We start from the raw sequence: 24,478 nt of genomic DNA, 5'->3' as shown, positions 1-24,478 counted from the left end.
ACGCGGGGTGGAGCAGCTCGGTAGCTCGCTGGGCTCATAACCCAGAGGTCGCAGGTTCAAATCCTGTCCCCGCTACTGAAGACTCAGGGCCGGAATCCGGAAACGGATTCCGGCCCTGAGTGTTTTCCGGGCTTCCCGCAGTCTCCCGAGGTCTCCCGCAGTCTCCTGCGGTCTTCCGTGGTCTCCCGCGGCATGCGTTCCCGCTCTCGGTCGCTCCTTGATCGATGTCACCTCGTGTGACCGTCCTGTGTCCGTCCGCATAACAACTGACACACCATCACTTCTCTCGTGGGCGCCCGCGCCGTCGTCGCGCGCCGGAAATGGCCTGAAGTTCAGTCAACTCGCCCTGGTTTCGTCACCTCTGGGGTGTACGTCTTGGCCAAAAAGGTTTAATGATCAAGGCGGGCGGCTTGGAATCGGAGGCCCGGGTCTATTAACGTTCGATAACGCAGCGCGGTCGTCCCAGCCGTCATCAGAGGCGGCTCCGTGCGCGCGCGCCGAATCCCGCAAGGGAACCGGGGAACCACCAACTTGGGGTGAATCGGGCATCATCCGCCGTATCCGTACGGCCGGTTGACGCGCGTAGGAGACCTTCCCGCTCCGAACCCGTCAGCTAACCCGGTAGGCGAGACGGAAGGAAAGGAGCACGCCCGCGTGGCGTCCAACCGGCCTGCCCCAGAAGCCCCGTTCGTGCCGAGCCAGCGCACCGAGTCCTTCGGCTACGGCGGCCGGACCCCCGACGAGGGCCCCGTGGAGGAGTGGAACCCCACCGAGGACTCCCTCCGCCCCGTGCGCGGCCGGCACCGCGTCGCCAAGCAGCGCGGCGGCGGGCTGGCCCGCAGCTCCACCGTGCTCGGCGTGGGCGTCATAGCGGCCGTCGGCGCGGGCGGCATGGCCAGCGCCAACACCGGCAAGCCGCCGGTCGCGATCTCGCTGCCCGACGTGCCGGACCTGCACGCGCTGCCCGCCTCCGTCGGCTCCCTCTTCGACGGCGGCTCCGCCAAGGAGCACCACGAGGGCTCCGCCACCGCGCTCAGCGACGTCACCGCCGCACCGGCCGGGACGGCGGCCGCTCCCCGTGCCGCGTCCGGCGCGGGCGAGGCGCTGCGCAACCGGATCATGGCCCAGGCCGAGCAGCAGCAGGCCCAGGTCGTGGCCAAGGCCGAGGCCGCCACCGAGCAGGCCGCCGTCCAGCGCGCCGCCCGGCAGGCGGACGAGGCCGCCGCCGAGGCGAAGCAGAAGGCCGAGGCCAAGGCCGCCGCCGAGAAGAAGAAGGCGGAGGAGGAGGCCCGGAAGAAGGCCGAGGCGGCGCGGCTGGCGGAGCTGGCCAAGCAGTACACGCTGCCGACCTCCTCGTACACGATCACCTCCACCTTCGGCCAGGCCGGCTCCATGTGGTCCTCCGGGCACCACACCGGCCTCGACTTCGCCGCGCCCACCGGCACCCTGATCAAGGCGATCCACAGCGGTACCGTCACCGAGGCCGGCTGGGCGGGTGCCTACGGCTACCGCACGATCCTCACCCTGGACGACGGCACCGAGCTGTGGTTCTGCCACCAGTCGTCGATCAGCGTGAGCGCCGGGCAGAAGGTCGCCACCGGCGAGGTCATCGGCCGGGTCGGCGCCACCGGCAACGTCACCGGGCCGCATCTGCACCTGGAGGTCCACCCGGGCGCCCAGGCGTCCGGCATCGACCCGATGGCCTGGCTCCAGGCCAAGGGCCTCAACCCCTGATGCCGCTGATGCCCGGTCCATCCGCCTGATTCCCTGATCCCCCCGCTCGCCTGATCCCCCGGGCGGGGGCCCCGCTGCGGGCGCGCCGCCAGCCGTCCGGGTGGTTTGCGCAAGCTTTGCGCCCGGGACCGGCGGGGCGCGGAATGGGCTGCTCCGCCGGGGGCGTTGATGGATCACATGACTTCTCTGCACAAGCTGGGCTCGTCCGACCTCCAGGTCTTCCCGCTCGCCCTCGGCGGCAACGTCTTCGGCTGGACCGCCGACCAGGAGCGGTCCTTCGCCGTCCTGGACGCCTACACGGCGGCCGGCGGCAACTTCCTGGACACAGCCGACTCCTACTCGGCCTGGGTGGAGGGCCACCAGGGCGGCGAGTCCGAGACGATCATCGGCAAGTGGATCAAGGAGCGCGGCAACCGCTCCGACATCGTCATCGCGACCAAGGTCAGCCAGCACCCCGACTTCCAGGGCCTGTCCGGCGCCAATATCAAGGCCGCGGCCGACGCCTCCCTCAAGCGGCTGGGCACCGACCACATCGACCTGTACTACACGCACTTCGACCGGCCCGAGGTGCCCGTCGAGGAGATCATCGGCGCCCTGGACGAACTGGTGCGGGCGGGCAAGGTGCGGTACATCGCCGCCTCCAACATCTCCGCCGAGCGCCTGAAGGAGTCCCTGGACTTCTCCGAACGCGAGGGCCTGGCCCGCTACGTCGCGCTCCAGCCGCACTACAACCTGGTCTCCCGGGACACCTACGAGGGCGCTCTGCGGGACCTCGCCGAGCGGGCGGGCCTGGCGGCGGTGCCGTACTACGCGCTGGCGGCGGGCTTCCTGACGGGCAAGTACCGGCCCGGTACGACGGTCGACAGCCCGCGCGCGCAGGGCGCGGCCAAGCACCTGGAGACCGAGCGCGGGCAGAAGGTCCTGGCCGCGCTCGACGAGGTCGCCCGCGCCCGCGGCGCCGAGACGGCCACGGTCGCCCTCGCCTGGCTCGCGGCGCAGCCCACGGTCGTCGCCCCGATCGCCTCGGCGCGCACCGTGGAGCAGCTCCCGGCCCTGCTGGGCGTGGCGGAGCTGCGGCTGACCGACGAGGAGACCGCGAAGCTGACCAGCGCCTCGGCCTGACCCGCCCTCACGGCTGGGCGCGGTACGGGGGCTGTCCTTGAGGCGGCTGTCCGTACGCGGGCTGCCCGTACGCGGGCTGTCCGGCGGCGACGCCGTACCCGCTGTGTCCGTGTCCGTAGCCGTAGCCGTACGCCGGCATCTGCGCCGGTATCTGACCGTGGCCCTGTCCCTGTCCCTGCCCGTACCCCGGCCCGGGTCCGTAGCCGTACAGGCCGTACGCGGGCCAGGGGGCGGGGACGACGCGTACCGGCGGTGCGGTCATGCGGGCCGCGTGGTCCAGGGCGGGCTGGGCGGTCTCGCGCCGCCGCCACAGCTCGTGCAGCAGCTCCCGCTCGCGCAGGGTGAAGTCGGCGCCCGCCCGGCCCAGGCGTCCCCGGCGGCGCAGGAACGCCAGCGAGGTCGCGTACGCCTCGTACTGGGCGACGGTGCGGGCGGCGGGCTTGCCCAGGTGCCGGGCCGCGTACTCGCGGGCCAGCCGCCGGGCGCGCAGGGAGCCGAGGGCGAACGGTTCCGCGGGCGTCAGCCACCCGGCGGCCGCGTAGGCGGGCAGCTCCTCGCGGACGGTGCGCAGCTCGCGCTGCCTGGTCCACACGACCAGCCAGGTGAGCAGCCCGAACGCGGGCACCATGAAGCCGCCGTAGACCGCGAAGAAGCCGTACTCGCCGAAGGTGGACGAGCCGTTCCAGAAGGCGTGCATGCCCATGGCGAGCAGCAGTCCGGCGGGCGGCACCAGGAGCCGCCGCGCGCGCTGGCGCTGCCCGGCCAGGGCGGCGACGCCGAACCCGATGCCGGTGCAGACGGTGAACAGCGGGTGCGCGAACGGGGACATGATCACGCGCACGAAGAAGGTCGCCGCGGTGACGGAGGCGATGCCCTGGTAGCCGCTGGTCTGGTCGGTGCCGAAGGCGGTCCCCAGGTACAGGATGTTCTCGGTGAAGGCGAAGCCGGTGGCGGTGGTCCCGGCGATGACCACGCCGTCGACGACACCGGTGAAGTCGCGTCGGCGGAAGAGGAAGATCAGCAGGATGGCGGCGGCCTTCGCGGACTCCTCCACGATCGGGGCTATCACCGTCGCCCCCAGGGTGTCCGCGCCGGCCGGGTCGGCGGTCGCGGTGGCGATCCACTTGGTGGCGAAGCTGTTGGCGACGATCGCGATGAGCGCCGCAGCGCAGGCGCCCCAGGCGAAGGCGAAGACCATGTTCCGCCAGGGGCCGGGGTCGACCCGGTCCAGCCAGCGGAAGGCGGCCGTCAGCAGCGGCACCGGCAGCACGGCCAGGCCGAGGCCGACCAGGAAGCCCTCGGTGCCGGTCTGCCGGCGGACCAGGGCGAGGATGACCAGCCCCGACAGCGCGAGCAGCGCCGCGAGCGCGCCGTAGCGCACCCACCGCCTGTGCCACCAGTGCGCGTGCCGCGGCCGGCCGTCGGCTATCGGCGGGGGACCGCTGGGATACGTCGGGTACGGGGGACAGGTGGCCACGTCATTGACCCTAACGAGGGAAGGTGCCGGTCGCGACGGTGTCTCGTCAGCCGCGGCCGGGATGCGGGGCGGGGTCCTGGGCGGACTGCCCGGACCCGTGCGGTACGCGCCGGAAGAGCAGGTCGTTCACGACGTGCCCCTTGTCCAGGCCCTGGCCCTCGAACCGGGTCAGCGGACGGAAGGCGGGGCGGGGCGCGTAACCGCCGCCGGGCCGGGTGTTCTCGAAAGCGGGGTGCGCGCTCAGCACGTCGAGCATCTGCTCGGCGTACGGCTCCCAGTCGGTGGCGCAGTGCACGAGCGCGCCGGGCCTGAGCCGGGCGGCGGCCAGGGTCAGGAACTCCGGCTGGATCAGCCGCCGCTTGTGGTGCCGCTTCTTGGGCCAGGGGTCGGGGAAGTAGACGCGCAGCCCGTCGAGGGAGTCGGGGGTGAGCATCTCGCGCAGCAGGATGATCGCGTCGCCGTTGGCGACCCGGACGTTGGTGAGTCCGCCCCGGTCGGCGAGGGCCAGCAGGTTGCCCTGGCCGGGGGTGTGCACGTCGACCGCGAGGATGTTGGTGTCCGGGTCGGCGGCGGCCATCTGCGCGGTGGCCTCGCCCATGCCGAACCCGATCTCCAGGACGACCGGCCGGTCGTTGCCGAACAGCTCGGCCAGGTCGAGCACCCGCTGTCCGTCGATGTCCAGCCCCCACTGGGGCCACAGCCGCTGCAACGCGTCCGCCTGCCCGGTGGTCACCCGGCTGCGCCGCGGCTGGAAGCTGCGGATCCGCCGCTCGAAGTGCGACCCGGCCGGGTCCGCCTGGGGACCGTCGGGGAACCGCGGCTCGCCCTTGGCCCGGGTGTGCCGGTCGGGCTCACCGGGAGTGTGCGGGGGAGTGGGGGCGGCGGAGGCGGGGGTGTTCACGGAGTCAGACACAGTGCGCCCCATTTTACGGGCCGGACGGCGCCGGACGGGCCGCCCGGCGACCGCGGACGGCACACAGGACGACAGGACCGCCCGGCCCTCTCGCGGGGCGTCCCCGGCGGTCGTGGCCCTGTTCGGCCCGCGGGGCGAGGCGGCGCGGTGCGCTCGGGCGCCGTCCCCCGCCGCCGTGACTCCGGCGGGCCTCGCCGTCGTCCTCGTCGTCGGCCTCGTCGCGGTGCGGGGTGCTTCACTCACTCCGTGGCCGCCAGTGCGGCCAGGGCCCGGCGGGCCACCTCCCGGCCGATCGGCAGGGAGGCCGTGGCCGCCGGGGACGGGGCGTTCAGCACATGCACGGTCCGAGGGCCCTCGCGGATCAGGAAGTCGTCCACCAGCGTCCCGTCCCGCAGGACGGCCTGGGCCCGGACCCCGGCGGGCGCGGGCACCAGGTCCCGCTCCTCGACGGCGGGCAGCAGCCTGCGCACCGCCTCGGCGAACGCCGCCTTCGACACCGACCGGCGCAGCTCCCCCGCCCCGTACCGCCAGTGCCTGCGGGCGATCCGCCAGGAGCCGGGCCAGCTCAACGTGCCCGCCAGCTCACGCGGCCGTACGACTCCCCAGCCGTACCCCTCGCGGGCCAGCGCCGGCACCGCGTTCGGGCCGACGTGCACTCCGCCGTCGATGCCCCGGGTGAGGTGCACGCCGAGGAAGGGGAACGCCGGGTCCGGCACCGGATACACCAGTCCCCGCACCAGCTCCGGGCGCGCCAGCTCGTAGTACTCCCCACGGAACGGCACGATCCGCACCTGCGGGTCGTCCCCGGTCCGCCGCGCCACCTCGTCGCAGTGCAGCCCGGCGCAGTTGACCAGCACGCGGGCGCGGACGATGTCGCCGCCGGACGTCAGGACGGCGACGCCCCGCTCGGGCCGCCGGTCCACGCGGACCACCTCGGCGCCGTAGCGGATGTCGGCGCCCGAGGCGTCCGCGAGATGGCGGGCCACGGCGGTGTAGTCGCAGATGCCGGTGGTGCCCACGTGGATCGCGGCCAGGCCGCGCACCTCCGGTTCGTACTCCTCGATCTGGGCGGCGCCCAGCTCGCGCACCGGTATGCCGTTCTCCCGGCCGCGCTGGACCAGGGCGTGCAGGCGGGGCAGCTCGTCGCGGCCGGTGGCGACGATCAGCTTGCCGGTGACGGCGTGCGCGATGCCGTACTCCGCGCAGAACTTGACCATCTCGGCGGCGCCCCGCACCGCGTACCGCGCCTTGAGCGAGCCGGGGCGGTAGTAGATCCCGCTGTGGATCACCCCGCTGTTGCGCCCGGTCTGGTGCCGGGCCGGGCCCGGTTCCTTCTCCAGCACCGTCACCCGGGTGCCCGGCGCGGCCCGGGTGATCGCGTACGCCGTCGACAGACCGACGATGCCGCCCCCGATCACCAGCGCATCGCAGTCGTGAGCGCTCTTCCGCACCTGCTCCACCTCCCGCTCCCGATAGTGCACTGCGCCACTGACAATGCCTTCAAACCGGGAGACGGCAAGATCACCGGCATCACCTCGGTCACCGGGGCCGCGGGGAGCGCCGGGCCGGGCCCCTCGGGCCCGCGGCGGACCTCAGGCGGAACCCCTCGGCGGACCCCCGGCGGAATCCCCCGACTGAATCCCGCGGCGGGGACGGGACGGGGACGGAGCAGGGAGCCGCCTGCCGCCCGTCCCGCTCAGGCCGTCGTCATCAGCAGCGGTCTGGCCCGCTCGCGCAGCTCGACCACGCGCGGTTCGTCGCCGTAGGGCTCCAGCCGGTGCAGGAGGTCCCTGACGTACTCGGTGGTGCGCGCGGAGGAGATGCGTCCGGCGACCTCCACCGCCCGCACGCCCTGCTCGCAGGCCGCGTCCAGGTTGCCCGACTCCAGTTCGGCGACCGCCGAGACGACGAGTCTGAGGCCGTGCGAGCGCACGAACTCCTCCGTCGGTTTGGACAGCGCCTGTTCGGTGAAGCGGCGGACCTGGCGGGGTGCCTTCAGGTCGCGGTAGCACTCGGCGGCGTCGGCGGCGAACCGGTCGTAGCCGTAGAAGCCGAGCCAGGTCGGGTCGTTGTCGCCCTCCCGGGACCGCTCCAGCCAGCCCTCGGCCGCCTTGAGCGCGGCGCCGGCCGCCTGGGCGTCACCCGCGCGCGCGTGGGCGCGTGCCTCCACCAGCCGGAAGAAGCTCATGGTGCGCGCGGTGGCCAGACCGCGGTTGCGCTCCAGCGCGGCCTGGGCGAGGTCGACGCCCTCGTCGCCGAAGCCGCGGTAGGTCGCCTGGAGGGACATCGACGCCAGGACGTATCCCCCCAGGGGCACGTCGGCCGCCGCGCGGGCCAGGCGCAGCGCCTGGATGTAGTACCGCTGGGCGGCCTCCTGCTGGCCGGTGTCGAAGGCCATCCAGCCCGCCAGCCGGGTCAGTTCGGCGGAGGCGCCGAACAGCGCACGGCCGACCTCGTCGGAGTAGCAGCCCAGCAGCAGCGGCGCGGCCTCCACCCGTAAGCACTCGGGCACCATGGACGAACGCCAGTCGCCGCCCCCGTACTTGGAGTCCCAGCGCCTGGCGTCCTCGGCGGCCTCCCGCAGCTTGCGCACATCGCTGTGGCCGACTTTGAGCGGTGCGGCCGAGCCCTCGGTCCCGCCGGCCTCGCGCGCCACCGAGCTGTCGGCCGGGGTTATCAGCCAGCGGGAGGCGGGGGTGGCGTACGCGGTGACGGCGAACGAACCGGCGAGCGACTGCCAGATGCCGCCGGACCCGGCCCGGCGCCCCGCCAGGTCGAGCCGGTACAGCTCGGTGGCCGACTTCACCGCCTGGTTGACGTCGCGGGGGAAGGCGAGGCCGACCTCGGGCGCGGGGTCCGCGTCCGCGAGGCCGATCTCGTGGAGCGGCACCGGACGGCCGAGTTTCTGGCCGATGGCGGCCGCGATGAGGTGCGGCGCCGCTCCCTGCGGCACCATCCCCTTCGAGACCCAGCGGGCCACCGACGTCTTGTCGTAGCGAAGCGTCAACCCGCGCTGGGCGCCGAGGTCGTTGACGCGTCGTGCGAGTCCGGCGTTGCTGATTCCCGCGAGGGCGAGAACGGCGCCGAGTTTTTCGTTCGGCCCGCGTTGCTCCCTGGACATGCGCCACCCCTCGACACAGACGGCTGCCGCGCTGGCATAACCACGCGGCATTCGTAAACCCAGCGTAGTTCGCCGCATCCCAAGCGTTAAGGGGCATTCTTCCGGTTGGCGGGATTGTGGTCCGCACGGGAGTACGGGCCCTGCACGCACGGTTGCCACGTGCTCCCGATGTGTGGCCGTGCGCCCGCCCGTGCGCTCTTCTCCGGCCATCGGCGCGACGGTTCCATGGTTCTGCGTGGGTCGGCCCGCTGTACTGGATCCAGTGGGCTGGGGGACACCGCCGCCTTCATCCCCGCGGGCGGCGGAACGGTCCGGGAGGCCAACCGCGCCTCCCGGACTGCGCGTTGACCGCACCCGGCGCAGACTGTGTACGGAGCGTGCGCACATCCGCTCCCGCCGCGCCAATTTGGCTGAAAATCATCTCTGCTTCCTGCCGGGTATTTCCCGTTCCCACCACGGGAGTTGACGGCGCACAGGGTGCTACGGGGAGCGCATCAGGGGGCGCATTCAGGTCGAGATGTCCGTGCCCGGCACGGCCGTTGGCCATCTCGCGGCAATCTCGCCGACCGGCGCGCGAGGGCGCGCGGCACGGACCCGAGGCGGCTCCGCCTCCGCTCCGCCACGCCTGCTTCGTGGCAGCATGGACCCGGTTCGTGCGGTGCACTGGTGAATCCCGGTCCGTGGAGGCGTCGATGCGGTGGTTGGTGGGATGGAGCAGCGCCGCCGCGGGCATCGCCGGGACCGGTTCCGCGGGCGCCACCGGGTACGACGGCGAGACCGTGCAGCCGGTCGGCTCCCAACTGCTGTGGGGCGACCCCGATCCGCTGTGGGCGGTCGGCGACTGGCGGCCGGACGAGATCCGGCTGGTGCGGGCCGACGCGCAGACCAGGATCGCGGTGCTCGGCGTCTGCGGCGCCTCCGACGAGCAGTTGCGCGTCGGCCTGCTGGCCGCGCGCGGTGGCGCGCTGCGCCACCTGACCGCCTGGCCCGGCAGCTACACCGCCGTCGTGCAGGTCGGCCGCCGCATCACCGTCTGCGGCGATCTCGCGGGCGCCCGGCCGGTGTTCCACACCCCCTGGGCGCGCGGCACGGCGTACGCGACGGCCGCGCTGCCGCTGGCCGACCTCGTCGAGGCCAACCTCGACTTCGGGCACCTCGCCGCGCTGCTCGCCGCCCCTGCCGTACCGGCCGCGCTGGACGACTCCACCCCGTACGAGGGCGTACGGCGCATTCCGCCGGGGCACGCGCTGATCCTGCGCGCCGGGGCGCGCGAGGTCGCCGGGTACGAGCAGGTCGCCTCCCTCGCCGTGGCCGCGCCCCCCGCCGACCCCGACAGCGCGGTCGGCGCCGTCCGGGACGCCCTGGTCGAAGCCGTCCGGGCCCGGCTCTCCGCGCCCCGGCACGTCCCCGACATCGACCCCGGCCCGGTGCCCGGCATGGGACCGGCCGAGCGCCGCGCCGCCCGCGGCATGCCGGTGCCCGGCATCGGCGCCGACCTGTCCGGCGGCCCGGCCTCGGGCACCCTCGCCCTGCTGGCCGCGGGCCTGCCGGGCAACCCCGGCACCCTGCTGGGCCACGGCACCGGCGCCGGTGAACGCCTGCTCGCCGTCACCTTCAACGACCTCGCCGTCGGCGGCCGCGAGGAGGAGATCGAACGGGCCGGTGCGCTCGCCGCCAACCCGCGCCTGCACCACGTCGTGGTGGCGGGCGGCGAGGACGTCCTGCCCTACGCCGACCTGGAGGGCCCGCTCACCGACGAGCCCGGCCCCTCCCTGGTGACCGCGGCCCGCCACCGGGCCCGCCTCGCGTCGGGCAGCGCCGACCACTTCACCGGCCACGGCGCCCGCCAGGTCCTCGACGCCCACCCCGCGCGCCTGGCCGACCTGCTCATGGACCGCAGACGGCGCCATCTGGTCCGGCCGGTGGCCGCGCTCGCCAGGGCCGACGGCTCGGTGATGGTCCCCGCGCGCGTGTACGGCGCGGCGCGCAAGCTCGCCCGCACCCCCTACCGCGCCGGTCTCGAAGACCTCGCGGGACGGCTGCTCCAGCGCCGCTTCGACGAGCCCAGGGGCGCGGTCGGCGCCTCCCTGGCCGCGCTCACCTGGGCCGGGGCCGGGCCCGCCGCCCGCTGGCTGACCGGTGAGGCGCTGGCTGAAGTATCGGTTCGCCTCCAGGCCGCGACCAACCGCTCGACGACCGGCCCGGGACAGCGGCCGGGCGACCACCGCGCGCGTGCCGCCCTGGCCCGGCACGCCGCCGACCTCCGCGTCCTGGAGCAGGCCGCGGAGATCCGCTCCCAGCGGCTGCACGCCCCCTTCCTCGACAACCAGGTCGTACGGGCCTGCCGCGCGCTCCCCGAGGCCCTGCGGGTCCGGCCGGGAGCCCGCGCGGCGATCCTGCGCACCGTCCTGGAGGGCGCCGGAGTGGGCGGCCTGCCGCCCGGCTGGGGCGCGCCCGCGCAGGCCCCGGGCGGGTCCGCCGAGCGCGCGGGCCTGCGCCTGGCCGCGGACGGCCTGATGGCCCTGTTCGCCACCCCGCTGCTCGCCGAGGCGGGCCTGGTCGAGGCCCGGGTGGTCCGCAAGGCGCTGCGCGCGGCGGCCCAGGGCGAGCCCCTGCCCCTGGACGGCCTGGCCGACCTGGTCTCCCTGGAGATCTGGCTGCGCCGCCTGCTGGCCCGCCGCGGCACCTGCTGGACCGGCACCCCGGCCCGCGCCCGCGCGGTCCCCGGCGGCATCGCACCCCAGCGGGGGGCACTGGCCTCCGGGGCGTGAGGGGGCGGTCGCCCGCCTGGGGAGGCGCGTACGGGGCGGCCGCGCTGTACGTACATAGGCCCGTGGTCGACGTACATAGGCCCGTGGTCGGGCCGCTTCGCCCGCTCCTTCTGCTCCTTCTGCTCCGGGCGAGTGTTCTGCTCCCTCTGCTCCGGGCTGCTCCGGGCGAGTGCCGCGCTGCGTCGGGACGCGGGAGTCATGGCGGAGCCCTGGGGCGTACGTCGGCATCGGCGTCCCGGCCGCGCGCGGGCCCCGCGTCCGCGCTCCGGCCGGCAGCGCCCGAGGGCGGGCTGCCCCGGCGCCGGGGCACGCGCCTCGCGCCTCCGCCTCGGTCGCCCGGTGGCGCGTCCGGGCTCCCGGGCCTCCGCTGCGGCTTGCCTCGGCCGCCCTCGCGTTCCCGCGACTGCGACGGCTTCCCCACCCGCTCGCGGATGCTCCGCCCCGGCCCCGCGCTGCCGCCGTCCGCGCGCCCTCACCCCAGCCACCGCCCCGCGGCGCGGCGAGAAACCCCGTGCCCCGCTTCCGCCGCCCGGCGACAATGTCCCGGTGCAGTACAGAATCCTGGGCGTCACCCAGGCGGAGGACGACCGGGGCACTGCCCTGCCCGTGGGCGGTCCGCGCCTGCGGGCCCTGCTCACCGCGCTCGCCCTGCGGCCCGGACGGGTCACCGCCCCGGGCGCCCTGATCGACGAGGTGTGGGGCGAGGACCCGCCCCAGGACGCCCCGGCGGCGCTCCAGGCGCTGGTGGGCCGGCTGCGCCGCACCCTCGGCCGGGACGCGATCCGTTCCGAGACGGGCGGGTACCGGCTCGCCGTGGCCGAGGACGGCGTCGACCTCTTCGCCTTCGAGGGCCTCGTACGGCGGGGCACCGCCGCCCTCGGGCGGGGCGACGCGTCCGCCGCGGCCCGCTCCCTCGACGACGCGCTCGCCCTGTGGCGCGGCCCCGCCCTGGCCGACCTGCCCGACCGTACGGCCGCCGCCCGCGTCGACACGCTGCGTCTGGAGGCGGTCCGCTCCCGCGCCGACGCGCGGTTGCGGCTGGGCCGCGCCGCCGAGGTCGTACCGGAGCTGACGGAACTGACCGTCGCACACCCGTACGACGAGTCGCTGCACGCGCTGCTCATCCGCGCGCTGCGCGACACCGGCCGCGGCGCCGACGCCCTCGCCGCCTACGAACGGGCCCGCCGCGCCCTGGCCGACGGCCTCGGCACCGACCCGGGACCGGGACTCCGCGCCCTGCACGCCGGTCTCCTCGCCCCCGCGCCATCTCCTCCCGGCCCCGCGCCCGCCGCGTCCACCGCCCGCCCGTCGTCCGCCACGGAACCGCCGCGCCCCGCGTACCCCGTTCCCCCCATCCCGGCCGTTCCCCCCACCCCGGCCGTGCCGGTCGTCCCGGCCGCCCCGGCCGTCGTCCCGGATGCGGCCCGCACCGGCAACATCCGCCCCCGCCTGACCTCCTTCGTCGGCCGGGAGCCCGAACTCGCCGCCCTCCGCGCCGACCTGCACGGGGCCCGGCTCGTCACCCTCATCGGACCGGGCGGTTCCGGCAAGACGCGGCTCGCGGAGGAGGCCGTCGCCGGGCTCCCGCAGCCCTGGCTCGTCGAGCTGGCGCCGCTGGACCGGCCGGAGGCGGTGCCCGGCGCCGTGGTCAGCGCGCTGGGGCTGCGCGAGACCGTACTGAAGACCAACGACCTGGTGACCCCGCAGGACGACCCGCTGACGCTGCTCGTCGAGTACTGCGCCCCGCGCGCCACCCTGCTGGTCCTCGACAACTGCGAACACGTCATCGGCGCCGCCGCGGCCCTCGCCGAGACGCTGCTCACCCGCTGCCCCGGCCTCACCGTCCTCGCCACCAGCCGCGAACCCCTCGGCGTCCCCGGCGAACTGGTGCGCCCGGTCGAACCGCTGGCACCCGACCAGGCCCACCGCCTCTTCGCCGAACGCGCCGCCGCCGTCCGCCCCGACGGCGCCGGTGTCCTCGACGACAAGGAGGCCGTGGCGGAGATCTGCCGCCGTCTGGACGGCCTGCCGCTCGCCATCGAACTGGCCGCCGCCCGGCTGCGGATGCTCACCCCGCGGCAGATCGCCGACCGGCTCGACGACCGCTTCCGCCTGCTCACCGCGGGCAGCCGCACCGTCCTGCCCCGCCAGCAGACCCTGCGCGCCGTCGTCGACTGGTCCTGGGACCTGCTCGACGAGCAGGAGCGGACCATGCTGCGCGAGGCGTCCGTCTTCGCGGGCGGCTGGGACCTCGCCGCCGCCGAGGCCGTGTGCAGCGGCCCCGCCGCCGGCCTGGTCGGGGCGCTCGTCGACAAGTCCCTGGTCATCGCCACCCCGGCCGGGGCGGAGGGCGGCGGGGACGGCGGCGGCATGCGCTACCGCATGCTGGAGACCATCCACGAGTACGCCACCGAGCGCGCCGCCGAGATGCCGGGGCTGCGCGCCGCCGCCGAGGAACGGCACCGCGCCTGGGCGTACGCGCTCGTCACGGAGGCCGATCCGCAACTGCGGTCGGCCGGGCAACTGGCCTGGATCGCCCGGCTGGAGGCCGAGCTGGACAACATCCGGGCGGCCCTCGACCGGGCCCTGACCGCCGGGAACGAGCGGGCGTCCGCCGAACTCGCCCTCGGCATGGGCTGGTTCTGGTGGCTGCGCGCCTACCGCTGGGAGGCCATGGAGTGGGTCCACCGGGTGCTGGGCCTGGGTATCGCCCTGGACACCGGCGCCCCGCCCGCGCCCGTGCGCCCGTCCTCGTCCGGGCTCACGCCCGCGACCGCCCCCGGCACCGTCGACCTGGTGGACGCCCTCCTGAACGCCCCGGACGGCGAGCGCGGCCACCCGCTGCACGCCCTGCGCATGGACCTGCGCATGCTGCACCTGTTCCTGTCGACGGAGACCGAGGCGGCCGAGGCGGTCCGCGACGAACGGGTGCTGCGCTACATGGCCCGGGTCCAGGACGCCTTCGCGGACGGCGGCCCGCACGCCGCCCGGATGCCAGGACTGCTGTGGCCGCTCAGCTCCTATCTGACGAACACCCCTGACGACATGCGCCGCGTCCTGGACAGGGCCATCGCCAACTGCCGTGTGTACGGCGGCGACTGGGAGGTCGGCGTCCTCCTCATGTTCCGTACGCACATGGTCGTCGACTCCCCCGGCAACCTGCACGGCGTCGACGAGGACCTCGCCGAGCTGCGGCGGCTCAGCCACCGGGTGGGCGACCGGTGGATGCGCGCGCAGGTGTGCAGCGCGGCCGGGGAGGCGGCCATGGCGCGCAGCAGGCTGGCCGAGGCGCGCGCCGAGTACGAGGAGGCGCTGCGCCTCGCCCACGAGGTGGGCGCCCACGCCGAGACGCCGTTCCTGCTGGCCCGGCTCGCCGAGATCTCCTATCGCTCGGGCGACCGGACCGGCGCCGTCGTGACCCTGGACGAGGCGAGCGAGGTGGCCGAGCGGCACCGGGTGGTGGACTCCCGGGCGTTCGTGCTGATGCTGCGCGCCCAACTGGCCCTGGACGACGGCGATGTGCGCGGTGCGCGCGCCCACTGCGACGCGGCACGGGCGGAGAGCGGACGCGGGACCCCGCCCCCGCAGTTCGAGGCGGCGCTGCGCGGGATCGACGCCCTCGTCACCGCCGCCGAACGCGGCCCGCGGTACGGACTCCCGCTGCTCGTCGAGGCGCTGGGCATCGCCGCCGAGCAGCACTGCTCCGAGGTGGTGACGGCCTCGCTCGCGGACATGGCGGCCGAGGTGCTGTCCCGGCTCGGCGAGCACGCCCGCGCGCTGCGGCTGCTCGCCGCCGCCGACGGCTGGCGCGGCGGCCGTCCCCGCCCGCAGCCCGAGCGGCGGTGCGCGGAGCGCGCCGAGGCGGCCGCGCGCGCCGCTCTCGGCGCCGAGCGCTGCGCCGCCGAACTCGCCCGGGGCGCGGCCCTCGCCGTGGACGGCGTCCTCGCCGAGGTCGCCGAAGCCGTGCGGGGCCGCCCGCCCGCGGCCCGCGCGTGAGCCCGGCCCCGCGGCCGTCCGTCGGCGCTCCGCGCGTGAGCCCGGTCCCCCGGCCGTCCTTCGGCGCTACGCGCAGGTGAACCGCGACTCCGCCCAGTCCGCGAGGGTCACCGCGTCGAAGGCGCTGCGCGGGGTGACGACCAGCTGCACGGTCCGGCGGCCGACGAGGCTCACATGGACCGGGACGGCGGCCTGGCCGCCGGTGACGGTGGCGGACTGCCACAGCCGCACACCGTCGGCGTACACCGAGAAGGCGACCTCGCCCAGCCCGGCCGCCAGGTCGTCGACACCGGCCACCGCGTCGTAGGCGGAGCAGGCGCGGTTGAGGTCGATGGTGACCGAGGACTCGCCGTGCACGCTCACCCCGTGCGGATACCGCTTCCCGGCGATCTCCACGCCGTCGCGCTGCCACACCCAGCCGCTGCCGCCGAGCCGCATCTCCGGCCCGGTGCCGTCGCCGGTGACGTCGTAGCTCAGCTCGCTCCACCGGTACACGGCCGGGGGAGCGGGCGGCGGCGTCGGCGTTGGTGTCGGCGTCGGTGTCGGGGACGGGGTGGGCGTGGGGGACGGAGACGGCGGTGCGGGCTTCGGGGTGGGTTTCGGCGACGGCTCGGGCTTCGGGGTGGGTGTGGGCGTGGGGGTCGGCTCGGGCACGGGCCGGGGCGCGACGACGGGCTCCGGCGGCTTCCGGCTGGGGCGGGGAGCGGGCGGGGCGCTGGACGGCGGCTGCGGTTCGACGACCGGGGCGGGGGGCGGAGCGGCCCGGGGCTTGTCGGCGGGGGCGTCGTGGCCGACCAGGGCGAAGGCGAGCCCCGCCGCGGCCACGGCGACGACTCCGGCCGCGATCCCGGCCTTCACCGGCGCGCCGAGCCCCTCGGAGGCCGCCGCGCCCCCGGCGCCCGCGCCACCGGAGGACCCGCCCGCGGCCGCGCCCGCGGCGCCCGCGGCACCGGCCGCCCCCGCGCCGCCCGCGAGCAGCCCGAACGCCTTGGCGTACCCGGCGGCGCCGAACCAGCCGAGGACGGCGACCGGCACGACGGCCGGGATGCCGCCGGCGACCTCCTCGATCTGGAGCGCCGCCACCCGGCACCTGGCGCACTCCTCCAGGTGCTTGCGCAGGCCCCGTTCGGCGCGGGTGCGCAGCTTGCGCCGGGCGTAGCCGCCGAGCTGGTCGGCGTACCGGGCGCACTCCGCGTCGCCGGTCAGGGACGTGCTCACATGGGCCTGGAGATAGGCCTGCTTGAGACCCTCGCGGGCCCGGCTGGCCAGCACCCGGGTGCCGTTGGCGTCCAGCCCGAACAGGGTGGCGACCTCGCTGGGCGACTCGTCCTCGACCTCGGTGTGCCACAGCACGGCCTGCCACCGCTCGGGCAGCGAGCGGAACGCCCGCATCGCCATCGACTGCTCGGCCTCGTGCATCGCCCGCACGTCCGCGCCCAGGTCGAGCGTGTCGTCGTCGGAGACCTCGGAGCTCCGGACCGCCTGCGCGGCGAACACGGCGAAGTCGTCGACCAGTTGCTCGCGCCGCGCGGTCTTCGTCCAGTGCGCGGCCACCCGCCGGACGCTGGTCAGCAGATAGGCGCGGACGGCGTGCCGGGGGCCCGCGCCGCCCCGCACGGCCTGGAGCATCGCGGCGAAGACCTCGGCGGTGAGGTCGTCGGCGGTGTGGGCGTCCCGGCAGCAGCTGCGGGCGTACCGGCGCACCGCGTCGGCGTGGCGCCGGTACAGGTCCTCGTACGCCGTGTCGTCCCCGGACCGCATCCGGTCGACCAGCTCGGCGTCGGACGGCGGCACCTCGCGCGGCGGCGGCAGCACGCTGTCCTCGCGCCACTCGCGCTGGGCCGGCACCCCGCCCTCGCCCACCGGCCTCAGGCCGTCCCGGTCCAGGGAGTCCGGGCCCGGGGCGTCCTTCGGGTCCGCCCGGTGCGGGACACCGGCCGGACCGCCCTGGCTCGGCACCTGGGGCGGGCGCGGCCCGCCGGTGCCCGCCCCGCCGTCACCGACCGACTCACCACGTCCGTCAACGCCCATCGCCGATAGCCCCCGCCGCCAGCCCAGCCGACCCGATCACCGGGCCAGACTGCCACAGCGGCTCTTGTCAGGACTCGGCAGGAAGGATCCTCCACCCGTCCGTGGGGGACGCACCGCCCCCCGGAATCGACATCACCCGTACGGGGCATGCTCCCCGGAATGCGGCGGAACCCGCGCCGGCGCGCACGCCCCCGGGCGCAACGCCCCCGCCCGAGCCCCGTCCGAGCCCCGCCTGTCCCTCGTACGGGCCTGCCGTACAGGCATCCCCTGCGCGGGCGTCCCTCACGGCGTCCCGTCGCCGTGTCGCCCGGAGAGCCCGCCCCGCGCGCTCACACCGGCCGGGACCGCAGCCCCTCCAGCAGAATGTCCAGCAGCCGTGCCGAGGCCGCCGCCTGCTGGGCGGCGTCCGGCAGCGAGGGCGCCGCCGTGGCGATCACGAGCAGCACGTCCGACACCGAGACATCGGTCCGCAGCTCACCCGCCGCACGGGCCCGCTCCACCAGCCGGCCCACGACCTCCAGCAGCTCCGCGGCTCCCGTGTCGTCCACCGCCTCCGGCGCGAGCCCGGTGTCCTGGTCGGACACCAGCCGCAGCTCGCCCGCGCCCGGCTCGGACCGCTGCTGCGGCACCCGCGCGCCGTCCGTGCCGTCCGCGCCGTCCGTCTCGCCGGTCCGCTCCTCCGCGACCCCGACGCGCAGCACCTGCGGCGGCAGCAGCCGCCCGGCGCCGGACGCCACCGAGGTGCGCAGGAACCGGGAGAGCGCCGACCACGGCTCGTCCTCCTGGCCGAGCGCGGCCCGTGCCTGGTCGGTCAGCCGGGAGGTCTCCTCCTCGGCTATCCGCCGCACCAGGACGTCCTTGCTGGGAAAGCGCCGGTACACCGTGCCCACGCCGACCCGGGCGCGCCGGGCCACGTCCTCCATCGGCGCGCCGTACCCCAGCTCGCCGAAGACCTCGCGCGCCGCCCGCAGCACGTGTTCGAGGTTGCGCTGTGCGTCCACGCGCAGCGGAGTGGTCCGCACCGACCGGGGGTCCTCCCCGCGTCCGCCCACCGCCGCGCCCATCGCCCCGCCACCGGCCGCGACAGCGGACGCGGTGGACCAATGAGTGTCCTGAATGTGCATAGCCGATCCCCCGGTAATGACGTCTCCCCCCGGAGACTCTCCCCGCCACTGAATTCCGGGATGCGCTGAACGGGGACCGCGCACGACCGAGCCGTTCCGCGAGACCAGGCGGGACCCGCCGACTCGTCCGGTCACTTCCCCCACACCCCGACGACACACGAACATAGTTGAGTGGGAGTCAATTCAGAAGGGGCAGTTCCGCACGGACCGCCCCCCGATCGGAGTACGAGCCGCCCCGGCGCGCCCCACGGCCCGCTCCGCACCCCCACCCACCCGCGCTGACCTGCGCACCTGACCCGGCCCCCGGTGATCAGGCCAATCCGGCGCCCGGCCGCCCGGCGGTCACACAAATCGCCGGGGCTGTGGACAAACGAGAGTCACGGGTGCGTCATGGGATGGTGAAGGAACGTGCGCGCATTCTCGTTGTCGGCGGCGGCTACGTCGGGATGTACACGGCTCTGCGCCTCCAGCGGCGGCTGAAACAGGAGCTGCGGCGGGGCGACGCCGAGATCACCGTCGTCACGCCCGACCCCTATATGACGTATCAGCCGTTCCTGCCCGAGGCGGCGGCCGGCGCGATCTCGCCCCGGCACGTCGTCGTACCACTGCGCCGCGTCCTCGGCGGCTGCCGGGTCGTCGCGGGCGAGGTGAAGTCCGTCGACCACGCGCACCGCACCGCCGTCCTCGCCACCCTCGCCACCGAGGAGAAGGGCGGCACCGAACACCTGGCCTACGACGAACTCGTCCTCGCCCCCGGCTCCGTCGCGCGCACCCTGCCCGTCCCCGGTCTCGCCGACCACGGCATCGGCTTCAAGACCGTCGAGGAGGCCATCGGCCTGCGCAACCACGTCATCGAGCAGATGGACATCGCCTCCTCCACCCGCGACCCCGCCATCCGCGACGCCGCCCTCACCTTCGTCTTCGTCGGCGGCGGCTACGCGGGCGTGGAAGCGCTCGGCGAACTGGAGGACATGGCCCGCTACGCCGCCCGCTACTACCACAACATCCGGCCCGAGGACATGAAATGGATCCTCGTCGAGGCCTCGGACCGCATCCTGCCCGAGGTCGGCGAGGAGATGGGCCGCTACACGGTCACCGAACTGCGCCGCCGCAACATCCAGGTGCTCCTGCGGACCCGCCTGGAGTCGTGCGCCGACCGCGTCGCCGTGCTCAGCGACGGGCAGCGCTTCCCCACCCGCACCGTCGTATGGACCGCCGGGGTCAAGCCGCACCCCCTGCTGGCCGCCACCGACCTGCCGCTCGACGCCCGGGGCCGCGTCCGGTGCACCGCCGAGCTGACCGTCCAGGGCACCGAGCACGCCTGGGCCGCGGGCGACGCCGCCGCCGTCCCCGACGTCACCGCCGCCGAACCCGGCAAGGAGACCGCGCCCAACGCCCAGCACGCGGTCCGCCAGGCGAAGGTCCTCGGCGACAACATCGCCCACGCGCTGCGCGGCGAACCCCTGGAGACGTACGCGCACCGCTACGTCGGCTCGGTCGCCTCCCTCGGACTGCACCAGGGCGTCGCCCAGGTCTACGGCCGCAGGCTGAAGGGCTACCCGGCCTGGTTCATGCACCGCGCCTACCACCTCAGCCGGGTCCCCACCGTCAACCGCAAGGCCCGCGTCCTCGCCGAATGGCTGCTCGCCGGCCTCTTCAAACGGGAGATCGTCTCCCTCGGGTCCCTGGAACACCCCCGCGCCGAATTCGAACTCGCGGCCGGGGGAAAACACCCCCTCGACCCGGACACCGACCCGAAAGGGTCGTCCTGACCGGAGCGCGGAACTCCACCGGGCGCGACGGCGTCCCACGGATGCCGTCGCGCGGCGCCCGCACTGCCAGACTGGTCCACGACCGGAGGCGGAAGCCGCCCGCCCCGGCCGCCGTATCCGCACGGACACCGTGCCGCACCCGGGGCCGGAGAAGGCCGGCCGCCCCGCGCGGCCCCGCACCCCGGCCGGGCCCGGAGCCGGACCGACACCACCGACACGAGGCAAGGATTCGTGAACTTCACGCGCTGGAGCGCCCGGCTCCCCCCGATCCCCGGAACACAGCGCCGTGCCGCGGCGCGGACCGGTCTCGCACCGGACCGGCGGCCCGACGGCTCCGCGCCCGGCCCGGACCGGCGCTCCGACGGCTCCGTGCCCGCCGCCCGCGGCGAGCGGCAGGCCGACGGGGACCCGCCCCCGCCCGGCGTCGACGGGCTCCCCGCCCGTGAGGTCCTCGACCGCGTCCCCGCCCTCGTCGCCCTCGTCCACGGCGGCGACCACCGCCTCGCCTACCTCAACGACGCGTACACCACGGCCTTCGGCGCGCGCCCGCTCGGCGAACCCGCCCGCGACGCCCTGCCCGAACTGCGCGAACTGGGCCTGCTCCCGCTCCTCGACCAGGTCCTGCGCAGCGGCAGACCCCGCACCCTGAAGTCCCGCAGAGCACCCGACGGCCGCTCCTACACCTTCACCTGCACCCCGGTCCGCGACCCCGGACCCGGCGAGCGCGCCACCGCCCCGGGCGGCGCGGGCGTGCTCGTCTTCGCCACCGACGTCACCGACCACGCCGAGGCCGCCGACCGCCTGCGCGCCAGCGAACGCCGCCAGCGCGAGACCGCCGTCACCCTCCAGCGCTCCCTGCTGCCCCAGGTGCTGGAACAGCCCGACGACCTGCGCGTCGCCGCCACCTACCACCCCGGCGGCACCGAAGCCGCCGTCGGCGGCGACTGGTACGACGTCATCACCCTCGGCGGCGGACGCACCGCCCTCGTCATCGGCGACGTCATGGGCCGCGGGGTGCGCGCCGCCGCGGTCATGGGCCAGCTCCGCACCGCCGTGCGCGCCTACGCCCGTATGGACCTCCCGCCGCACGAGATCCTCCAGCTCCTGGACGGCCTCGCCGCCGAGATCGACGCCAACCAGATCGCCACCTGCGTCTACGCCGTCCATGACCCCAACGAGGGCCGGCTGGTCTACTCCTCCGCGGGGCACCTGCCGATCCTCGTCCGCGACGAGACCGGCACCGTCGTACGCGCCGACGAACCCACCGGCCCGCCCCTGGGCACCGGCGGCTGGATGCACGCCTCCGGCTCGGTCCCGCTCGCCCCCGGCTCCACGGCCGTGCTCTACACCGACGGCCTGGTGGAACGCCGCGACGCGGACCTCGACGAGGGCATCGCCGCCCTGGAACGCGCCCTGGCCGGCGCCACCGGCACCCCCCAGGTCGTCTGCGACCGCCTGGTCCGCTCCGCCGGGGTCCAGGCCGACCACGACGACGACGTCGCCGTCCTCGTCCTCCAGCACCCCGCCCGCACCGGCCCGGACCGCGAACTCTTCCGCAACGCCGCGCTGGAACTCCTCGGCGGCGTGGAAGCCGCGCCCCGCGCGCGTGCCTTCGCCTCCGGCGTCCTGGCCAGCTGGCGCTTCCCGCCGGAACTCCACGACGCGGGCGTCCTCGCGGCCAGCGAACTCGTCGCCAACTCCCTCCAGCACGGCACACCGCCCATGCGGCTGCGGCTGCGCCGCACCGACCGCCGGCTGATCGTCGAGGTCACCGACGGCGACGACCATCTGCCCCGGCGCCGCCGCGCCGAACCCGTGGACGAGTCCGGCCGGGGCATCGCCATCGTCGCCACCATCGCCGACCACTGGGGCGCCCGCCGCACCCCGGACGGCGGAAAGGCCGTCTGGTGCGAGTTCACCCTGCCTGCCCGGCGGCCCTGACCCCCGCGGCGAGGCCGGCCGCCCGCACCCGGCCGGGGGATACGGCAAGGCGGCCGTCGCCCGAGGACGACGGCCGCCTTGCCCACACGCACGCTCAGACCTCCGCGGTCACCGGCTCCGCCGCGGCCCCACCGCGCGCCACCACCCGGGTCCGCGCGGCCCACGGGTGATCCTGCACGGAGCTCAGCCCCCGGCCCAGCCGCAGCGCCAGCACACTGATCCCCAGCGAGAACAGCAGGAAGGTCACCACGTACGGCCCCGGCAGCGACGCCGCCAGCGGACCGCCCACCGCCGGACCGACGGCCAGCGCGAGCTGCTTCACCAGGGCGAACGCCGAGTTGTACTGACCGGCCAGACCCTCCGGGGCGAGGTCCGCCACCAGCGGGGCGAGCGTCGGCGACAGCATCGCCTCACCCAGCCCGAACAGCGCGTACGTCGACACGAAGGCGGCCGTCGCCATCGTCTGGCTGCCGTGCCCCAGACCCGCGTACGCCGCCGCGGCCCAGGCCACCGCCCAGATCACGCCGACCGCGGCGATCACCCGCGAGCGCCGCCGCCGCTCCACGAACCTCAGCACGGCGAACTGCGCCACCACGATCATCAGCGTGTTCGCCGCCAGCGCGGTGCCCAGCGCCGACGTCGAGATCCCCGCGGCCTCCACGCCGTACGCGCTCAGACCCGACTCGAACTGCCCGTAGCAGGCGAAGAACAGCACGAAGCCCAGCACACACAGCTGCACCATGGCCCGGTTCCCCAGCAGCGCGCGCCAGCCGGTGCGGCCCGCACCCGGTCCGGCGTCCGCGGCCGCCTCGACGCGCGGCGCGCGCGGCACGCGCACCGTCGCCATCACCGCGACCAGCAGCAGGAACACCGCCGCCTCGATCGCGAACAGCAGGGTGAAGGAGGAGACCCGGGAGGTGTCCACGAGGTGCCCGCCGATGAGGCCGCCGACACCGAGACCCAGGTTCTGGAGGAAGAACTGCATCGCGAACGCCCGCGAGCGGGTCTCCGACTCCGAGCAGTCCACGATCATCGTGGCCAGCGCGGGCTGCATCACGGCCTGTCCGGCGCCCAGGGCCGCCGCCGACAGCAGGACGGCCGTCGCGCCGCCCGCGAGCCCCAGGCTCAGCGCTCCCAGTGCGGCGGTGACCAGGGCGGCGAGCAGGACCGGCAGCGGGCCGCGGCGCACGATCGCCCGGCCGGCGAACGGCAGCACTATCAGCGCGGCCACGGCGAAGACGGCGAGCACGAGCCCCGCCGTCATGGCTCCCAGTCCCCGCACCTGCGCCACATAGACGTACAGGTAGGGGACGGTGAAGCCGAGCCCGAACGCGCTGAGTGCGTTGCCCACGTGGATCCGGCGCATCGCTGCGCCCATCGCCCTGGTCACGTTCACCTCTCTCATCTCTCAAGCCGAAGCTCTGCATCGTGTGGCGGTCGGTCATTGAAGTGATTAGGAGTTAACCCTGAAGACTTCAAGACTAAAGTTCGAAGCTAAAGAGTACACCTGGAAGGACTTCAATGCCAAGCCGGTCCGTGCCATACTGCGGACATGGGTGACACCCCCGGTCTCGGCAGCGAGCCGACACTCGAAGAGCAGATCGCCGCCTACCAGCGCGAGTTCCAGGACCTCGACCCCCAGGTCGAGAAGATCGTCTCGGCGCTGTCCCGCCTGAACCGCCGGATGAACGTCGCCTACGGCCGCCAGACCTCCGAGCTGGGCATCAGCAACGCCGAGTGGGAAGTGCTCAAGGCGCTCGTCCTCTCCGGGGCGCCCTACCGCCTCGGCCCGAGCGACCTCGCCAAGCGCCTCGGCCTCACCCCGGCCGCGATGACCCACCGCATCGACCGCATGGTCGGCGAGGGCCTGGTCACCCGCGAGCGCGACGAGAACAACCGCGTCCGCGTCATCGTCGAGCTGACCCCGGAGGGCCGGGAGAAGTGGATGGAGGCCATGCGCCTCGCCACGGTCTTCGAGGGCGACCTCCTCCAGGACCTCTCCCCGGCGGAGCGCGCCGTGCTCGGCGAGGTGCTGACCCGGCTCCTGCGCCGGGTGGAGCACGCCCAGCCGGACGCCGGCGGACGCCTCAGCGACCTCGACTAAAAGATCTTGACAGGGGCTCCTTGACACGCCTCTGGTCGATCCGTAGAGTTCTTCGGGTTGCCGCGGAGCCGTAACGGTTCCTCGACAACACCTCCGCCGCACTGCGGCACCCACACCATCAGCACGATCTCCCGGCCGGGTTGATTTCGGCGTGCCCGAATTCAATTCGAATGGAACTCGTCGATGCCGAACGGATCCGCCAAGGGCCCGATTGGGAATCAGCGAGCGGATCCGCTAAGGTTTGGAACGTCGGAACGGCCCAACGGCCGGGAAGACTGACCCCGCTGACTGGGGGTCAGGTCGAGAAAAGATCTGATAGAGTCGGAACCGCCGGAAAGGGAAACGCGGAAGCGGGAACCTGGAAAGCACCGA

General features: G+C 74.9%; 14 protein-coding genes, 1 tRNA gene and 1 riboswitch. Of the genes, 8 read left to right on the top strand and 7 right to left on the bottom strand.

What is annotated here, in order from left to right:
• Position 1: 1 nt before the first annotated feature.
• From ACWDYF_RS07100 to ACWDYF_RS07090, 3 genes are all read left to right on the top strand, one after another.
• Positions 2-75 (top strand) — tRNA-Met (locus ACWDYF_RS07100).
• 410 nt (positions 76-485) lie between these two features.
• Positions 486-643, top strand: a riboswitch (cyclic di-AMP (ydaO/yuaA leader).
• 11 nt (positions 644-654) lie between these two features.
• Positions 655-1,734 (top strand): M23 family metallopeptidase, encoded by a 1,080-nt coding sequence (locus tag ACWDYF_RS07095; RefSeq protein WP_389462867.1) that lies wholly within the window; start codon positions 655-657, stop codon positions 1,732-1,734.
• A gap of 177 nt (positions 1,735-1,911) precedes the next feature.
• Complete coding sequence (locus tag ACWDYF_RS07090; RefSeq protein ID WP_389462868.1) at positions 1,912-2,856, top strand: aldo/keto reductase; 945 nt, start codon at positions 1,912-1,914, stop codon at positions 2,854-2,856.
• Positions 2,857-2,863: 7 nt separating this feature from the next.
• Here ACWDYF_RS07090 and ACWDYF_RS07085 read toward each other — a convergent pair whose 3' ends face one another.
• The 4 genes from ACWDYF_RS07085 to ACWDYF_RS07070 all read right to left on the bottom strand — a co-directional run bounded on the left by ACWDYF_RS07085 (position 2,864) and on the right by ACWDYF_RS07070 (position 8,367).
• The gene (locus ACWDYF_RS07085; protein WP_389462869.1) at positions 2,864-4,333 is read right to left on the bottom strand and encodes a PrsW family intramembrane metalloprotease; all 1,470 of its coding nucleotides are present in this window, start codon (positions 4,331-4,333) and stop codon (positions 2,864-2,866) included.
• A 46-nt stretch (positions 4,334-4,379) separates the two neighbouring features.
• Entirely contained in the window at positions 4,380-5,246 is an 867-nt protein-coding gene (gene trmB, locus ACWDYF_RS07080) for a tRNA (guanosine(46)-N7)-methyltransferase TrmB (protein ID WP_389462870.1), read from the bottom strand.
• Positions 5,247-5,485: 239 nt separating this feature from the next.
• The gene (gene lhgO / locus ACWDYF_RS07075) at positions 5,486-6,706 is read right to left on the bottom strand and encodes an L-2-hydroxyglutarate oxidase (RefSeq protein WP_018566416.1); all 1,221 of its coding nucleotides are present in this window, start codon (positions 6,704-6,706) and stop codon (positions 5,486-5,488) included.
• Between the two features lie 236 nt (positions 6,707-6,942).
• Positions 6,943-8,367: a hypothetical protein gene (locus tag ACWDYF_RS07070; protein ID WP_026252295.1), complete on the bottom strand. Its 1,425-nt coding sequence runs from the start codon at positions 8,365-8,367 to the stop codon at positions 6,943-6,945.
• 692 nt (positions 8,368-9,059) lie between these two features.
• Here ACWDYF_RS07070 and ACWDYF_RS07065 point away from each other — a divergent pair.
• Positions 9,060-11,138 (top strand): asparagine synthase-related protein, encoded by a 2,079-nt coding sequence (locus tag ACWDYF_RS07065; RefSeq protein WP_389462871.1) that lies wholly within the window; start codon positions 9,060-9,062, stop codon positions 11,136-11,138.
• 546 nt (positions 11,139-11,684) lie between these two features.
• Positions 11,685-15,134, top strand: a complete 3,450-nt coding sequence (locus tag ACWDYF_RS07060) for an AfsR/SARP family transcriptional regulator (protein WP_389462872.1) — start codon at positions 11,685-11,687, stop codon at positions 15,132-15,134.
• A 66-nt stretch (positions 15,135-15,200) separates the two neighbouring features.
• On the opposite strand, the gene ACWDYF_RS07055 is transcribed toward ACWDYF_RS07060, so the two are convergent.
• Together ACWDYF_RS07055 and ACWDYF_RS07050 are read right to left on the bottom strand one after the other, a co-directional pair.
• Positions 15,201-17,165 (bottom strand): sigma-70 family RNA polymerase sigma factor, encoded by a 1,965-nt coding sequence (locus ACWDYF_RS07055; RefSeq protein WP_389462873.1) that lies wholly within the window; start codon positions 17,163-17,165, stop codon positions 15,201-15,203.
• 329 nt (positions 17,166-17,494) lie between these two features.
• A complete protein-coding gene (locus tag ACWDYF_RS07050; RefSeq protein ID WP_026252296.1) occupies positions 17,495-18,289 on the bottom strand; it encodes a TetR/AcrR family transcriptional regulator in 795 nt (264 codons plus the stop codon).
• A gap of 395 nt (positions 18,290-18,684) precedes the next feature.
• Between ACWDYF_RS07050 and ACWDYF_RS07045 the strand changes: the two genes are divergently transcribed.
• Positions 18,685-20,061: an NAD(P)/FAD-dependent oxidoreductase gene (locus ACWDYF_RS07045; protein ID WP_018566422.1), complete on the top strand. Its 1,377-nt coding sequence runs from the start codon at positions 18,685-18,687 to the stop codon at positions 20,059-20,061.
• A gap of 231 nt (positions 20,062-20,292) precedes the next feature.
• Positions 20,293-22,002: an ATP-binding SpoIIE family protein phosphatase gene (locus ACWDYF_RS07040; RefSeq protein WP_381739123.1), complete on the top strand. Its 1,710-nt coding sequence runs from the start codon at positions 20,293-20,295 to the stop codon at positions 22,000-22,002.
• Between the two features lie 94 nt (positions 22,003-22,096).
• Here the strand turns inward: ACWDYF_RS07040 and ACWDYF_RS07035 are convergent, their stop codons facing one another.
• Entirely contained in the window at positions 22,097-23,368 is a 1,272-nt protein-coding gene (locus ACWDYF_RS07035) for an MFS transporter (RefSeq protein ID WP_381739141.1), read from the bottom strand.
• A 186-nt stretch (positions 23,369-23,554) separates the two neighbouring features.
• Between ACWDYF_RS07035 and ACWDYF_RS07030 the strand changes: the two genes are divergently transcribed.
• A complete protein-coding gene (locus ACWDYF_RS07030; RefSeq protein ID WP_018566425.1) occupies positions 23,555-24,106 on the top strand; it encodes a MarR family winged helix-turn-helix transcriptional regulator in 552 nt (183 codons plus the stop codon).
• Positions 24,107-24,478: the final 372 nt, after the last annotated feature.

It is taken from the genome of Streptomyces sp. NPDC003284, from assembly GCF_053589675.1.
Note: the sequence above shows the minus strand (reverse complement) of the source record. Positions and strands in the feature narration are given on the sequence as shown.

Bases quoted from the DNA above. Each gene is read 5' to 3' on its own strand.
- ACWDYF_RS07070 (WP_026252295.1), bottom strand. From the start codon at position 8,367: ATGTCCAGGGAGCAACGCGGGCCGAACGAAAAACTCGGCGCCGTTCTC.
- ACWDYF_RS07035 (WP_381739141.1), bottom strand. From the start codon at position 23,368: ATGCGCCGGATCCACGTGGGCAACGCACTCAGCGCGTTCGGGCTCGGC.
- ACWDYF_RS07090 (WP_389462868.1), top strand. From the start codon at position 1,912: ATGACTTCTCTGCACAAGCTGGGCTCGTCCGACCTCCAGGTCTTCCCG.
- ACWDYF_RS07055 (WP_389462873.1), bottom strand. From the start codon at position 17,165: ATGGGCGTTGACGGACGTGGTGAGTCGGTCGGTGACGGCGGGGCGGGC.
- ACWDYF_RS07045 (WP_018566422.1), top strand. From the start codon at position 18,685: ATGGTGAAGGAACGTGCGCGCATTCTCGTTGTCGGCGGCGGCTACGTC.
- ACWDYF_RS07030 (WP_018566425.1), top strand. From the start codon at position 23,555: ATGGGTGACACCCCCGGTCTCGGCAGCGAGCCGACACTCGAAGAGCAG.
- ACWDYF_RS07065 (WP_389462871.1), top strand. From the start codon at position 9,060: ATGCGGTGGTTGGTGGGATGGAGCAGCGCCGCCGCGGGCATCGCCGGG.
- ACWDYF_RS07050 (WP_026252296.1), bottom strand. From the start codon at position 18,289: ATGCACATTCAGGACACTCATTGGTCCACCGCGTCCGCTGTCGCGGCC.